Genomic DNA, 14889 nt, shown 5'->3' with positions numbered 1-14889 from the left:
CGGCGTCAGACGGGGCGCCCGGTTCTGGGCGGCCCCAGGGCCGGCGCCAGGGACAGCCCCATGCCGGTGGTGTGCCCCGCCGCCAAGTCCGCCACGCCCGCCAGGGGGGCGGGGCCCGTCACCATCTGTGCCGGCACCAGGGCGCCGGCGGCCATACCGGCGCATCCGGCCATGCCGTTGGCACAGCAGCAATCGGCGGTGTGGTGGCACGTCTGGCCGGCGTCGGCGCCGACCGCGTGGAGGGCCGCCCGCGTCATGGCGTGATGGGCCGCAGGCTGGGCGGCGGCCATGCCGCATTCATGCGCCCGCGCAGGCTTGGCCACGCCCGCGATCAGGATCGCGAGGCCCAGGAAGGCCAATAGGTGGATCAGCGGGCGCAGGCTCATGGGGGCGAACTATACCGCCGCGCGGGCCCAGGGCAAGAGGCAGACACGCGCAGGGCCGGGACTATGCCCGGCCCTGCGCATCGAATTGATGATGATCAATGGGAACTGGGATCAGTGGTGGCTGGCGCCGACGTGCCCGGGCTTGCCCTTGCGCTTGGTCGCGGCCATGTCGTGCAGTTCCTTCTCGGTCATGGATTTCTCCATGGATTTGGACGCGCCTTTCAACGCGCTTTTCTTGATATCGCCGCGCTTGGCGGCCAGGGCGGCGCCGGCGGCCTTTTGCTGGGCTTGCGACTTGGCGGGCATGGGAATTCTCCTTGATCGAAGGCCGTGGATCAGATGCCGATGGTGGTTTCCATCTGGCGGGCCGCGACAGGGGCGCCCATGGCACCGCCCAGGGGCGTGGTCACGGTGGCGGCCGGGGCGGGGGGAAGCGGGGCCCTACACTGGCCGATGATCAGCGGCTTGGGCGGCTCGATCAGGTCGTCCGGCATGGCGCGGTCGTAGTCGTGCAGCAAGGTGCTGACCCAATAGACGCCGATCAGGATGGCGTACAGGGTGGTCATGGCGGCCACCGCGCCGAAGGCGGCGAACAGCAGGGTGTGGAACAGGACGGGGGCGCTGGCCGGTATGCCCAGACCCCCGAAGAGGAAGGCGCCCATGACGGCGCCGATGGCGCCCAGCAGCGCCTCCACCGTGAACAGGCCGGGACGGCCATTGACGATACGGCCGCAAACCAGGCCGATGACGATGCCCAGGCCGATGCAGAGTACCACCTGCATGACGATCTCCCTCAGTTGGCGCCTGACACCGTGTCCGCCCTTTCCCGGGGCGGGTCCCATGGGCATGGGGCGGGCTGGAGGGGGGGCTGATTGGGGCGCCTTGATGGCGTGAGTTGCCGAATAAATCCGCCCCTGATCGCCTTTGTTCCCGTCTTTTGGGCCGACCGTCTTCCGTCCGAGGGGCGGCATGGGAAGTCGGCCCAAAGTCCTAGGGCAGGGGAACGGGCTACCACGGAACAATTCCGGCGCCCTCCGGTTGGGGATCGGACAGTCAATCCTCAATGCCCAACCTCAAGGGAGGCTCAAATGCTCGGTACCATTTTATTGGTTGTGTTGATTTTGCTTCTGGTCGGCGCCCTGCCCAGCTGGCCCTACAGCGGCGGCTGGGGGTACGGTCCCAGCGGCCTGCTGGGCCTGGTGCTGATCGTCGTTCTCATCCTGGTATTGACGGGCAGGGCCTGACGCGGCCGTCCGATCATGCCTGGATGATCCTCAATGATCCCTGCCCGCCGCGCCCCTTCAACCGGCGTGGCGGGCGAGGGACCGGTTGACGGAGGATATGATGGCCAGTCACGACATCGGTCGCCTGCTGGGCGACGTTTCCAGCCATTTCGCACGCCCCCACGACATCGTCGTTTCCGACCAGTTCACGCGGGATCAGAAGATCCAGCTGCTGCAGCACTGGGAACACGACCTTCAGTTGCTGATGGTGGCGTCGGAGGAAAGCATGACCGGCGCCCTGCCGGGCCAGACGGCCGAACAGATGAAGGCGGTCTGCGACGCCCTGTCGGCGCTGGAAGGGCTGCGGCGGGCCGCCGGGCCGGCCAAGGTCGGCTAATCCCACCAATTCGACACGGAATTCTCACGGGCGGTGGAACAAACCGTCGTTCCCGGCGGTTTTAGACCATCCCCTAACTCTTGGAGATCGAAGGAGATCCAGACCATGGCTAGCATCAGCATCGACGACGTCACCGGCAAGGCCTCGGATATCGCGGCGGATTCCCTGTCTGCGGCACGCGCCGCCGGCCGCAACGCCTATGACGCCGTGCGCGAAGGGGCGTACGCCGCCGCGGGCGTGGCCAGGGCCAAGGGCGACCTGGCCGTCCAGGAGGTCAGCACCCGGGTGGCCGCCCGGCCCCTGACCGCCATCGCGGTCGCCGGTGCCGCCGGCTTCATTCTGGCGCGCCTGTGCAGCCGCTAAGGTGATGCACGGCACATCACATAAGGTCCGATTCCGACAATACGGGGTGTTGACCTGATGCTTCGGTGACGCATCTCTTTGGTATCCGGCCCGAATCCGCGCTCACCCGCGTGGGTCCGGGCCGGATATGTCCTTGGCCTATTGGACGGGTGATCTCCCTTGCCGGTTTCCGTCGCGACCCCCTTGGCTTCACCCACCGTTCCCCATCCACGGCTGGTCGATGCCGCCGGGCAGTATCACGCTGTCCGCGCCGAAACGCTGGCCCGGATCGCAGGCTTGGGGGCGGAGGACCAGACGCTGCAGTCCATGCCGGACGCCAGCCCCACCAAGTGGCATCTGGCGCACACCACCTGGTTCTTCGAGACCTTCCTGCTGGCGCCTTTGGCGCCGGGCTATCAGTCCTTCGATCCCCATTTCCGCTACCTGTTCAACTCCTATTACGAGGGCGTGGGGGAGCGCTGGCCGCGCGCCGCGCGCGGGCTGCTGTCCCGGCCCACGGTGGCGCAGGTTCTGGACTATCGCGCGCATGTCGATGGCGCGATGGCGGACTGGCTGGCGCGGACCCCGCCGGACGCCGCGACATCCGCCTTGCTGGAACTGGGCCTGCAGCATGAGCAGCAGCACCAGGAACTGATCATCACCGATATCAAGCACGCGCTGCTGCTGCACCCGTTCCCGTCCGCCGTCTTCCCCCCGCCCTCCGGACCCTCGGCGCCCATCGACCTTACGTGGCGCGCCGTGCCGGCGGGACTGTACGCCGTTGGGGTGGATGCGGGGCCGGGCTTCACCTTCGACAACGAGGGCCCGCGCCACAAGGTCTGGCTGGACGGGTTCGAGATCGCGGAACGGGTGGTCACCAATGGCGACTACCTGGCGTTCATGGAGGACGGCGGCTATCGCCGGCCCGAGCTGTGGCTGTCCGACGGCTGGGCCGCGGTGCGGGCCAACGGCTGGCGGGCGCCGCTGTACTGGGACCAGGGGGAGGAAGGCGCCTGGCAGGTGAAGACCCTGCACGGCGTGCGCGCCGTCGATCCCCACGATCCCGTCTGCCACGTCAGCCAGTATGAGGCCGACGCCTATGCCCGCTGGGCGGAGGACCGCTGGCCGGGCGCCCGCCTGCCGACGGAACAGGAATGGGAAATCGCGGCGGGAGAGCCGGACCTGGCACCGGGGGCGGAACCGGGCGGCGCCGATCGCAGTTTCCATCCCCGCAAGGTCGGGGGTTTCTATGGCGACGTCTGGGAATGGACGGCCAGCGCCTATCTCGGCTACCCGGGATACCGTCCGCCGGAGGGGGCCATCGGCGAATACAACGGCAAGTTCATGAGCGGCCAGATGGTGCTGCGCGGCGGATCGCGCGCCACCCCGGCGGGCCATGTCCGCAAGACCTACCGCAATTTCTTCCCGCCGGCCGCGCGCTGGCAATTCTCAGGCATTCGACTCGCGAGGACGCCATGACGGTGATGGAAACGACGGAACGGGTGAGTTTCCTGGACTATGAGCCGGCGACTTCCAGTTTCCGGGAGGATGTGCTGGCCGGCCTGGCCCAGCCCATACGGCGCATCCCCTGCAAATATTTGTATGATTCCTGCGGTGCGGAACTGTTCGAACGCATATGCGACCTGCCGGAATATTATCCTACCCGCACCGAACTGGGCATGCTGGAACGCTTCGGGCCGGAGATCGCGGCGCTGGCGGGCCCTGGGGCGCAGGTGGTGGAGTTCGGCACCGGCGACGGTCGCAAAAGCCGCCTGCTGCTGTCGGCGCTGGACAATCCGACCGCCTATGTCTCCATCGACATCTCCCGCGACCAGCTGATCCGCGAGGCGGCGGCCCTGGCCATCGACATGCCGGCGGTGGAGATCACGGCCGTCTGCGGCGACTATACCCAGCAGACCCTGGCCCTGCCGGGCGAGGGCCGGCGGCGCATCGGCTTCTTCCCCGGCTCCACCATCGGCAACCTGACGCCGGTGGCGGCCACCGCCTTCCTGGCGCGCTGCGCCAACATGCTGCCGGGCGGCGCCATGCTGGTGGGCGTGGACATCCCCAAGGACATCGACGTGGTGGAGGCCGCCTACAACGACAGCCAGGGCGTCACCGCCGCCTTTTCCCTGAACATCCTGGCGCGCATCAACCGCGAACTGGCCGGCACCTTCGATTTGTCCGGCTTCCGCCACCACGCCCGTTTCAACCACCACCAGTCCAAGATCGAGATCTTCCTGGTCAGCCGGCGCGACCAGCGTGCCGCCGTGGCCGGCCGCTTCTTCGACTTCCGCGCGGGCGAGCACATCCACATCGAGGATTCCTACAAGCTGGCACCCGCCACCTTCCAGAACATGGCCCGCGCGGCCGGGTTCGAGCCCACCCAGGTGTGGATCGACCCGGACAATCTGTTCAGCCTGCATTGGCTGCTGGCGCCGTTGTGATCGGCGTTGGTGGCTGGACAAAGCCTTTTCGGACAGGGAACCTTTGGATCGGGAATGAAACGGCCTGAAGGTTTTCCTGGATGACGACGTGCGTGCGCGTGGCTTCTGACCGCGCGGGGATTCGGCCTTGAGCGCGGATTTATGGCTGGTCCTGGCCGCCGGGGGCAGCATCGCCCTGGCCGTCGTGCTGATCGTCCGGTTGCGCCTGCACCCCTTCCTGGCCCTGTTGTGCGCGGCGCTGGTGTTGGCCACCGCCCGGGGGATGGACGCGGCCCACACCCTGGGCGCGGTGCAGAAGGGCTTCGGCGACATCATGGGCGGCGCCGGCCTGGTGGTGGCCTTAGGCCTGACGCTGGGCGTCATGCTGAAGGTGTCGGGTGCGGCCGCGTCGCTGGCCGCCGCCACGGTGGGTGCGGTGGGGCCGCGTTGGCGCCCCTGGGGCTGCCTGCTGGCCGCCCTGGTCCTGGGCCTGCCGCTGTTCTTCGAGACTGGCGTCGTCCTGCTGCTGCCCATCATCGCAGCATTGCCGGCGATGGAGCGGCGCGGACGTCTGGCTTTGATGCTGCCGGCGCTGGCCGGATTGTCGACCTTGCACGCCCTGGTGCCGCCCCACCCGGGCCCCATGATCGCGGTGGAGCAGATGGGGGCCGCCGTGGGGCACACCCTGCTGCTGGGCGTGGTGATCGGCCTGCCCGTCGCGGTGCTGGCCGGGCCCCTGTTCGCCCGCTTCATCGCCCAGCATGTGGATGTGGAGGAGGTTGACGATCCCGCGCCGCCGTCAGGCCCGCTGCCGTCGCCCTGGCCGGCCCTGGGCATCGTCCTGCTGCCCGTCGTGCTGATCGCCGCCAAGGCGCTGGCCGACCTGCGGGGCGGCGGCGGGCCGGTCCTGGCCCTGCTGGGGGCGCCGGTGCCGGCCCTGCTGGTGGCCAATCTGGCAGCACTGGCGGTCTTCTTCCGGCGGCCGGGCGTGGATTGGACCGGCCTGTGGCATGAGGCCATGGCGCCGGCCGGCGCCATCCTGCTCAGCATCGCCGCCGGCGGCGCCTTCAAGGAGGTGCTGGTGGAGGCGGGGCTGGCCGATACCCTGGCCCGCTTCGCGGAGGCCGGGGCGGTTTCCCCCATCCTGTTGGCCTGGGGCATCGCCGTGATGATCCGGCTGGCCACCGGCTCCGCCACCGTGGCCACCATCACCGCCTCCGGCGCCCTGGCCGGCGTGGCCCCTGCCGCCGGGGTGGCGCCGGAGTACCTGGTGCTGGCGGTGGGGGCCGGGTCGGTCTTCTTCTCCCACGTCAACGACCCGGGCTTCTGGCTGGTGAAGAACTATCTGGGCACGTCCACCATCGGCACGCTGAAGACCTGGTCGGTGCTGGAAACCATCATCTCCGTGGCCGGCCTGGCCCTGGTGCTGCTGGCCAGCCACGTTTTCTGATGAGGAAAGCCAGGCCGCAGGCCTGGTAGCCCGCGACTGCGGGCGCCTGAGCTTTCCGGGGAGCTGGAGGCGGACTGGAAAGCGAGGACAGGCAAGGCCCCGGATGGGGCCGCCCGCCGCCTGAGGGCGAACGAAAACTAAGCCGCCAGGCCGTATCGCTTCAGCAGGGCGTCGTTCTCCGGCTCGCGCCCACGGAAGGCGATGTAGCTGTCCAGCGCCGGGCGGGACGATCCCACGGCCAGGACCTGGGCGCGGAAGGCTTCGCCCGCCCGGGCCATATCGTCCTCCAGGAACTTGCTGAAGCCGTCCAGCGACAGGCGCTCCGCCCACAGATAGCTGTAGTACCCCGCCGCGTAGCCGCCGGCGAAGATGTGGGTGAAGGCGTGGGCGAAGCGGTGCCAGGCGGGTGGGATCATCACCGCCACCTCACCGCGCACCCGGTCCAGCAGGGCCTGGATGGTGGCGGCGTCGTTGATGCCCGCGTCCAGGTGCATCTGCAGGTCGAACAGGGCGAACTCCACCTGCCGCAGCAGGGCCAAGGCCGCCTGGAAACGCTGGGCGCCCAGCATGGCGTCGAACAGCGCGTCCGGCAGCGGCTCGCCCGTGTCCACATGGCCGGACATGGAGCGCAGGATGTCCCGGTTCCAGGCGAAATTCTCCAGCAACTGGCTGGGCAGTTCCACCGCATCCCACTCGAACCCCGTGACACCGCTGATGGAGGGGTAGTCGACCTCGCTCAGCACATGGTGCAGGCAATGTCCCATCTCATGCAGCAGGGTCAGCACGTCGCCGTGGCTGAGCTGGCTGGGCTTGCCGGCAGCGGGCGGGGCGAAGTTGCAGTTGAGGTAGGCGACCGGCAGCTGTGTCGCGCCGTCGCGGCGCAGGCGGGTGCGGCACACGGCCATCCAGGCGCCGCCCTTCTTGCCGGTGCGGGCGTACAGGTCCATGAACAGGCCGGCGAAGGGCACGCCGTCGCGCGACAGGGTGTAATACCGCACGTCCGGGTGCCAGACGCGGGCGCTCTCATCCAGGGTCAGGGTGATGCCGAACACATCGTGCAGCAGGGCCAGCAGGCCATCCATCACCCGGGGCAGGGGGAAGTAGGCCTTCACCTTCTGGTCGTCGATGTTGTGCAGGGCCTGGCGCAGTTTTTCCGCGACATAACCACTGTCCCACGGCTCCAGCGCGTCCAGGCCCAGCGTCTCCTTGGCGAAGGCCTGCAACTGCGCGCGGTCGGCCTCCGCCGGCGGGCGGGCGCGTTGGGCCAGGTCGCGCAGGAAGTCCACCACCTCCGTCCCGCTGCGGGCCATCTTGGTGGCCAGCGACAGGTCCACCGGGTTGGCGAAGTCCAGCAGGGCCGCCGCCTCACGCCGCAGGGCCATGATCGCGCCCATGCGGTCGCTGTTGTCCAAGGTCTCGGGGTTCACGCCCTGCTCAGACGCGCGGGTGCCGAAGGCGCGGTAGACGCGATACCGCAGGTCGCGGTTGTCGGCGTAGGTTAGGATGGCGCGGACGGAAGGGTGGTGCAGGGTGACGACCCAGCCCTCCAGCCCGCGGGCCGCCGCCAGGCTGGCCAGCATGGCCTTGTCGGCCGCCGGCACCCCGGCCAACGTCGCCTCATCGGTGATGTGTTCGATCCAGGCCTCGGTCGCGTCCAGCACGGCGCTGCCGTAGGCGGTCTGCAACCGGCCCAGTTCCACCTGCACGGCGGCGAAGCGCTCGCGCTGTTCCTGGGGCAGGGCCACGCCGCCTAGCTTGAAGTTGCGCAGGCTCAATTCCACCAGGCGCCGCTCCGTCGGGCCCAGCGCGCCCAGATCCACGGCGGCGTAGGCGGCGTAGAGTTCCGCGTTCTGCGCCACGGCCGATGAATAGGTGATCAGCCGTTCCTGCGCCGTGGCGTGGGCGGCGCGCAGGTCCTTGGTGTCGGCCACGCTGTGTAGGTGGCTGACGGTCTGCCACAGGTCCGACAGGTCGGCCTCCGCCTCTTCCATCGCCAGGCAGACGGCGGCGAAGCCGCGGTCTGTGCCGTGGACGACGGCCTGGACGACGGCGTCATGGCGCGCGATGGCGGCCTCCAGCGCCGGGGCCACATGCTCGGGCTTCACCGCGTCGAAGGCGGGCAGGGGGCCCATGTCCAGCAGAGGGTTGTCCAGCACGGGGGCGTCGCTGATCTGCGGGGAAACGGCGGTGGTCATGGGGCTTGCGGAGTCCTTGGAGGTTGGGGGACGGCCTGATGGGCGTCCACCGTCCCATATGGGGTGGGGACGGCGCAATTGCGCGGGGGACCGTTTCGCCAAAAGCGTATTCGGCATAGGGCGTGCATCGGCCGCGGGCAGGTCAAGTGGACAAAAAGAGGTAGGACTGACCGCTAAGTGACTGCCATGAATGGGGTTTTTGCACCCTGGCGGGGATATATGCGAATGGACACGCGGGGAACCGTGGGTTAGCGTTTATTATGCGCCGGCAAAAAGATAACAGTAATTTCATGGCGTTAGTTTGGCAGATGATGGCTGTCGCCCGTGAAGGTCCGCCGGGAAGGCCCGCCGGCGCCGGTGGTTTTTTCCTTCGCAGGGGGTACCTATGACGCGCCTGTCGACAGCCCCGCCCGCGAGGGGCACGGTTCCCCTCGGGTTTCGGGCGAGTTTCAGGGAACAGTAGAAATCCGGCCGCGAAATCGGCACTTTGCCGCGCGACCGTACGGTTGGCGGTTGGAACGCTTGGGGCCCAGGGGCGACGTGATGGAATTGGATCGCAATGCCGGGGCCACATGCAGGGGTGGGCCGGCGGATGACTGACGGGGCCACGCACCACATCCTGGTGATCGAGGATTCCCCCACCCAGGCCCTGCAATTGCAGATGCGGCTGGAGCGGCAGGGCTGGGGCGTCACCGTCTGTGGTGACGCGGAAAGCGCATTGGACCAGTTGGGCGGCGACCTGCCGGACCTGGTGATGGTGGACTTCCACCTGCCGCGCATGAACGGCGACGAATTCGTGCGCCGGGTCCGCATGGACATGCGCACGCGCGGCCTGCCCGTGCTGATGCTGACCGACAGCCACGCGGCCGACCGGGAACGCCAGGGCTATGACAGCGGCGCCGACGCCTATGTGCCCAAGTCCGCCGACACCGACATCCTGCTGAGCCGGGTGGCGGCACTGCTGCGCCAGGCCCAGGCGCCGGCGGTGGGGAAGATGAGCCCCACGCCCTTCCGGCAAAGCCGCCTGCTGGTGGTGGACGACAGCCCGACCTATCTGTTCTTCATCACCGCCCAGTTGCAGGAGGACGGGCACGAGGTGGTGGCCGTCTCCAGCGGGCAGGAGGTGCTGGATCTCATCACGGAGGAGAAGTTCGACTGCGTTGTGGTCGACCTGGTGATGCCGGTGATGAGCGGGACGGAGCTGTGCCAGAAGCTGGACGTCATCCGCCGCCAGCATGACCGCCTTTTCCAGATCATCATCCTGACGTCCCGCGACAGCAAGGAAGACATGATGCGCGGGCTGGAGGCCGGCGCCGACGACTTCGTGGGCAAGGGCAGCGAGAGCGAAATCCTGAAGGCCCGCATCCGCGCCTTGCTGCGCCGCAAGTTCCTGCACGAGGAAAACCTGCGCATCACCAGCGAGTTCCGCGACAAGGAGGTGGAACTGGAACGCACGCGCGACGAACGCCGCGTCGCCCAGGAACGCGCCGCCATGGCGGAGGCGCTGGAACGGTCCCATGCCGAGCTGGCGGCGGCCTACGGCGAGTTGCAGGACACCCAGTCGCAACTGGTGCAGGCGGCCAAGATGGCCTCATTGGGCGCGCTGGTCGCCGGCATCGCGCATGAACTGAACAACCCGCTGGCCTTCGTCGGCAACCATCTGGGCACCGTGTCGCGCTGCGTGGAGAACCTGACGCCGGAGATCGAGGGGCATCTGTCGGAAAGGGGCGCCCGCGACCTGGAAAAGCTGCGCCAGCGCCTGGACGCCATCCGTGGCGGCATCGACCGGGTGGAAAACCTGGTGGTGAAGCTGCGCACCTTCTCCCGCCTCGACGAGGCGGAGGTGAAGGAGGTGGATATCGAGGATAGCCTGGAGTCGGTGCTGACCCTGCTGCACCACAAGCTGTCCAGCCGAATCACGGTGGAACGGCGGTATGAGGGCCCCAAGCGCATCACCTGCCAGCCGGGGCCGCTGAACCAGGTGCTGATCAACGTCGTCGGCAACGCCATCGATGCCATCGCGGGCGAGGGCACGATCACCCTGGAAACGGGGCGGAACGGCGCCATGTTCCGCCTGGTCGTGCGCGATACCGGCCACGGCATCCCGGCGGCCATTCGCGACCGCATCTGCGAACCCTTCTTCACCACCAAGCCGGTCGGTTCCGGGACTGGCCTTGGCCTTTCGATTTCCTATAGCATCATCCAGCGTCACCGGGGGCGGTTGGAATTCAACAGTGAAGAGGGGCGGGGTACAGAGGTGGTGATCGAGATACCCTTGGACGGGACGGCGGCCGGTGCCGCCGGCGCCGCCACGCCCACCCGGCATGTCGATCAGTCGTTGCCGAGGAGCGCCTGATGAGCGACCGGGAACTGCCCACCGTCATGGTGGTGGATGACGAACCGGAAGTGCTGATGGCCGTGGCCGATGCGCTGGAGGATGAATTCAACGTCCTCACCAGCACCTCGCCCCTCAAGGCCCGCGCCATGCTGGAGGGCGACGTCGCCCCCCTGGTCATCATCTCCGACCAGCGCATGCCGGAGCTGGCGGGGCATGAGTTCCTGCGCTGGGCGCGTGAGCTGTCGGACGCGACGCGGGTGCTGATCACCGGCTACACCGACATCGACGCCTTGGGTGCTGCCATCAACGCCGGCCAGATCTACGGCTACCTGCCCAAGCCGTGGACGCCGGACAAGCTGCGCCGCCTGATCCGCGAGGCGGCGGAGCATTGCGCCGTCCGCCGCGCCCTGGCGGAGGAGCGGCGGCTGCTGTCGCACCTGATGGACAGCGTGCCCGACGCCATTTCCTTCAAGGACCAGAACCTGCGCTATCTGCGCAGCAATTGGGCCCATGCCCAGGCCATCGGCGTGGCCGACCCGGCGGACCTGATCGGGCGCACGGATGAGGAATTGCAGGCCCAGGCGGCCGACGCGCGTCAGGCGGCGGATACCTTGGCGCTGGACGCCGGCATCACCCTGACCGACCAGCGCCATGAGTCGGAGCCCGCCAGCGACGGCACCCTGTCGGAAGGGCCGCGCTGGTATTCCGTCATGCGCTCGGCCTTCAAGGGGGAGGATGGCAATGTCGGCGGCTTGGTCACCATCGCCCGCGACATCACCGCCGCCAAGGAGGCGGAACAGGCGCTGAGCGAGGCGCACGCCACGCTGGAGCGCCGGGTGGAGGAGCGGACGGAGGACCTGGCGGCCACGGCCCGCGACCTGATGGCGGCGCGCAAGGCGGCCGACATGGCCAATGAGGCCAAGTCCCGTTACCTCGCCACCGTGGCGCATGAACTGCGCACGCCGCTGACCGGCGTCATCGGTTTTTCCGAACTGCTGCTGCGCGGCGGGGTCAGCCCCGGGGAATGGCACCGCCTGCTGACTTTGCAGGCGGAGGCGGGCCGTACCCTGCTGGGCCTGCTGGACGATATCCTGGACTTGTCGAAGATCGAGGCCGGACGCCTGTCGCTGGAAACCCTGGCGCTGGATTTCCGCGCGGTCATCGACGATTGCGTGGCCCTGGTGCGGCCGTCGGCCGTGGGCAAGGGCCTGGCCCTGACCTCCGCCGTGGCCAGCGCCCTGCCGCCCCGGATCATGGGTGACCCGACCCGCCTGCGCCAGGTGGTGCTGAACCTGCTGACCAACGCCGTGAAGTTCACCGCCGCCGGCAGCATCGCCGTGACGGTGGAGGTGCTGCCTGACGGCGGGCCGGCGCGGCTGCGCGTGTCGGTCAAGGACACGGGCATCGGCATTCCGCCGGAACGGCTGTCCCACCTGTTCGAGGAATTCGCCCAGGTGGACGAGACCACGGCCCGCCGCTTCGGCGGCACCGGCCTGGGCCTGGCCATCTGCCGCCGCCTGGTGGAGCGCATGGACGGCCAGATCGGCGTGGACAGCGTGGCTGGCGAGGGCAGCCGCTTCTGGTTCGAGGTGCCGCTGGCGGCACCGGCGCCGGAGGCCGTGGCCCAGCCGCCGGCGCCGCCCGCCGCCGCCGCCACCGGCAAGGATGAGAAGCCCAAGGGCCGCCGCATCCTGCTGGTGGAGGATGACCGCTCCACCCAGATCCTGGTTTCGACCATCCTGCGCGGTGTCGGCCATGAGGTGGAGATCGTGGACAATGGCGCGGCCGCCGTGCAGGCGGTGGACCGGGGCACCTACGACCTGGTGTTCATGGACATGCACATGCCCATCATGGGCGGGCTGGAGGCCACGGTGCAAATCCGTGCCCTGGCCCGGACGCCGGACCGGCCCCTGCCGCCGCTGGTGGTGCTGACCGCCGGCGTGACGGCGGAGGAGCGGGAGCGCTGCCGTGCCGTGGGCCTGGATGTCTTCCTCAGCAAGCCGGTGGATCTGGAAAAGCTGTTGCACGCGGCGGCCACCGTCGGCTTGGTCGGGCCCGAAAAGGGGACGGCCAATGCCTGAACGCGGTTTCGCCACCACCGGCCAGGCGGCGACCTCCTTCCTGTTGCGCTTCGACCTGGACGGCCGCGCCTTCGGCCTGCCGCTGGCGATGGTGGAGCGCGCGGTGCGCGCCGTCGCCGTGACGGCCCTGCCGGGCGCGCCGGGCCTGGTGCTGGGTGTCATCAACCTGCAGGGCCAGGTGGTGCCGGTGATGGATATCCGCCGCCGCTTCGGCATCGCGTCGCGGCCGCCGGCGGTGACCGACCACATGATCGTGGCGCGCGGCCCCTACCGCACCGTGGTGTTGCTGGTCGACACGGTGGTGGGCACCGTGGCCGGGGCGCCGGTCGATTGGGTGGCGGCGAACGGTGTCGTGCCCGGGGTGGATGACGCCATCGCCGGCGTGGTGCGGTTGGAGGACGGCCTGCTGCTGATCCATGATTTGGATCGTTTCCTGACGATGGAGGAAGAGGACCAATTGGCCGCGGCGCTGGCGGAACAGGCCCGCGCGAGGCCCGGCCACACCAGCGCCGCCGACACCGGGGGCGCGGACGGAGGGGTGCATGGAACGCACCTTGCCTGACATCCTGCTGGCAGCCATGTCGGAGCGGTTGAGCGACCGCATCGGCCTTTATTTCCCGGAAGACCGCTGGACCGACATGGAACGCGGGCTGGAGCGCGCGGCGGTGGAGCAGGGCTATTCCAGCACCCGGGCCGCCGTGCAGCACTGGCTGACCACCGGCCCCGACCGTTTGCAGCTGGAGGCCTTGGCCGGCCACCTGACGGTGGGCGAGACCTATTTCTTCCGCGAGCCCAAGAGTTTCGAGGCGCTGGGCCAGCGCATCCTGCCGGACCTGATCAACGCTCGCCGCAATGAGGTCAAGTCCCTGCGGCTGTGGAGTGCGGCCTGCTGTACAGGCGAAGAGGCATACAGCCTGGCCATGCTGCTGGACAGCCTGCTGCCCGACCGCGCCGACTGGACCATCACGGTGTTGGCCACCGACGTGAACCCCCGTTTCCTGCGCCGCGCGGCCGAGGGCGTCTACGGCGAATGGTCGTTCCGGGGCGTCGATCCCGCCATGCGGGCGCGTTATTTCACGGCGCTGCCGGGCGGGCGGTTTCGCATCAGCCCGCACATCGCCCGCATGGTGACCTTCGCCTATCACAACCTGGTGGACGACCCCTATCCGGCGTTGGAAAGCAACACCAACGCCATGGACATCATCCTCTGCCGCAACGTGCTGATGTATTTCAACGCGGAGCAGGCGAACAAGGTGGTGCGCCGCCTGGCGCGGTCGCTGATCGACGGTGGCTGGCTGCTGCCCAGTTCGGTGGACGGCGCGCCGCCCATGTTCGCGCCGCTGACCTTCGTGCCGTTCGAGGGCGCCACCGTCTATCGCAAGCTGGCACCCCAGCCGCCGCCCTTCCCGCTGACGCTGCCGGCGTCGCCGGCCTTCGTGCCGCCGACCACGATCGAGCCCAGGCCAGTGCTTCATCCCTTGGCGCCGATGCCGTCCGCGCCTCAACCGCCCGCCCAGGTCAAGCCCCGGGAAACGCCGGCGCTGGAGCGCTGCCGCGCCCTGTACGACCAGGGCCGCTATGCCGAGGCGGTGGAAGCGCTGGAGGCCCGGCTGGCCGGCGCCCCGGGGGATGAGCCCGCCATGCTGCTGCTGGCGCGCAGCTACGCCAACCAGGGTTACCTGGCGGAGGCAGCGCACTGGTGCCAGGGCTCACTGGACCATAACCGGCTGAGTGCCGAGGCCCACCACCTGCTGGCCATGATCCAGCAGGAACGGGGCAACAACGCCGCAGCGGCCGCGTCCCTGCAACGCGCCCTGTTCCTGGCGCCGCAATCCATCGCCACCCACCTGGCCATGGCCAACCTGGCGCACAGCGAAGGGCGCGACCGCGATGCCCGCAAGCATTACCGCAACGTCATGGGCCTGCTGCAAGGGCGCCCGCCCGAGGAAATCCTGCCCGATGTGGAGGGTATGACGGTGGGGCGTCTGCTGGACGTGGCGGCGCATGCCCATGCCGCCCTGGGCCAGGTTCTGGGGGGAGAGGCCTAAGCC

The 14889-nt window shown here is 68.9% G+C and carries 14 protein-coding genes; 10 read left to right on the top strand and 4 right to left on the bottom strand.

Features of this window, described 5'->3' with window-relative positions:
* Window positions 1-5: 5 nt before the first annotated feature.
* From PW843_07905 to PW843_07895, 3 genes are all read right to left on the bottom strand, one after another.
* Window positions 6-386: a hypothetical protein gene (locus tag PW843_07905; protein MDE1146533.1), complete on the bottom strand. Its 381-nt coding sequence runs from the start codon at window positions 384-386 to the stop codon at window positions 6-8.
* A gap of 111 nt (window positions 387-497) precedes the next feature.
* A complete protein-coding gene (locus PW843_07900; protein ID MDE1146532.1) occupies window positions 498-692 on the bottom strand; it encodes a DUF3008 family protein in 195 nt (64 codons plus the stop codon).
* 29 nt (window positions 693-721) lie between these two features.
* Window positions 722-1168: a hypothetical protein gene (locus PW843_07895; GenBank protein ID MDE1146531.1), complete on the bottom strand. Its 447-nt coding sequence runs from the start codon at window positions 1166-1168 to the stop codon at window positions 722-724.
* Between the two features lie 306 nt (window positions 1169-1474).
* Here PW843_07895 and PW843_07890 point away from each other — a divergent pair, with 306 nt between their 5' ends.
* The 6 genes from PW843_07890 to PW843_07865 all read left to right on the top strand — a co-directional run bounded on the left by PW843_07890 (window position 1475) and on the right by PW843_07865 (window position 6224).
* Entirely contained in the window at window positions 1475-1630 is a 156-nt protein-coding gene (locus tag PW843_07890; protein MDE1146530.1) for a DUF3309 family protein, read from the top strand.
* Window positions 1631-1727: 97 nt separating this feature from the next.
* A complete protein-coding gene (locus tag PW843_07885) occupies window positions 1728-2006 on the top strand; it encodes a hypothetical protein (protein MDE1146529.1) in 279 nt (92 codons plus the stop codon).
* A 105-nt stretch (window positions 2007-2111) separates the two neighbouring features.
* A complete protein-coding gene (locus tag PW843_07880; GenBank protein ID MDE1146528.1) occupies window positions 2112-2369 on the top strand; it encodes a hypothetical protein in 258 nt (85 codons plus the stop codon).
* 159 nt (window positions 2370-2528) lie between these two features.
* Complete coding sequence (egtB, locus tag PW843_07875; protein MDE1146527.1) at window positions 2529-3827, top strand: ergothioneine biosynthesis protein EgtB; 1299 nt, start codon at window positions 2529-2531, stop codon at window positions 3825-3827.
* Window positions 3824-4795 (top strand): L-histidine N(alpha)-methyltransferase, encoded by a 972-nt coding sequence (egtD, locus tag PW843_07870; GenBank protein ID MDE1146526.1) that lies wholly within the window; start codon window positions 3824-3826, stop codon window positions 4793-4795. The genes egtB and egtD overlap by 4 nt, the downstream gene beginning before the upstream one ends.
* A gap of 127 nt (window positions 4796-4922) precedes the next feature.
* On the top strand, window positions 4923-6224 hold the full coding sequence (locus PW843_07865) for a gluconate:H+ symporter (GenBank protein MDE1146525.1): 1302 nt from the start codon (window positions 4923-4925) through the stop codon (window positions 6222-6224).
* A 137-nt stretch (window positions 6225-6361) separates the two neighbouring features.
* On the opposite strand, the gene PW843_07860 is transcribed toward PW843_07865, so the two are convergent.
* Window positions 6362-8419 (bottom strand): M3 family metallopeptidase, encoded by a 2058-nt coding sequence (locus tag PW843_07860; protein MDE1146524.1) that lies wholly within the window; start codon window positions 8417-8419, stop codon window positions 6362-6364.
* Window positions 8420-9011: 592 nt separating this feature from the next.
* Here PW843_07860 and PW843_07855 point away from each other — a divergent pair.
* Genes PW843_07855 through PW843_07840 form a run of 4 tightly spaced genes read left to right on the top strand, consistent with a single transcriptional unit; the run spans window position 9012 to window position 14886 of the window.
* Window positions 9012-10775 carry a response regulator gene (locus tag PW843_07855; protein MDE1146523.1) on the top strand — a complete coding sequence of 588 codons (1764 nt, stop codon included), beginning with the start codon at window positions 9012-9014 and terminating at the stop codon, window positions 10773-10775.
* The gene (locus tag PW843_07850; protein ID MDE1146522.1) at window positions 10775-12838 is read left to right on the top strand and encodes a response regulator; all 2064 of its coding nucleotides are present in this window, start codon (window positions 10775-10777) and stop codon (window positions 12836-12838) included. Before PW843_07855 ends, PW843_07850 begins: the two co-directional genes overlap by 1 nt.
* Window positions 12831-13400 (top strand): chemotaxis protein CheW, encoded by a 570-nt coding sequence (locus tag PW843_07845; GenBank protein ID MDE1146521.1) that lies wholly within the window; start codon window positions 12831-12833, stop codon window positions 13398-13400. The genes PW843_07850 and PW843_07845 overlap by 8 nt, the downstream gene beginning before the upstream one ends.
* The gene (locus PW843_07840) at window positions 13381-14886 is read left to right on the top strand and encodes a tetratricopeptide repeat protein (GenBank protein ID MDE1146520.1); all 1506 of its coding nucleotides are present in this window, start codon (window positions 13381-13383) and stop codon (window positions 14884-14886) included. The genes PW843_07845 and PW843_07840 overlap by 20 nt, the downstream gene beginning before the upstream one ends.
* Window positions 14887-14889: the final 3 nt, after the last annotated feature.

The organism is Azospirillaceae bacterium, assembly GCA_028283825.1.
GTDB lineage: Bacteria > Pseudomonadota > Alphaproteobacteria > Azospirillales > Azospirillaceae > Nitrospirillum.
The sequence above is the reverse complement of the archived record's forward strand: the minus strand, read 5'-3'. Positions and strand labels throughout refer to the sequence as shown.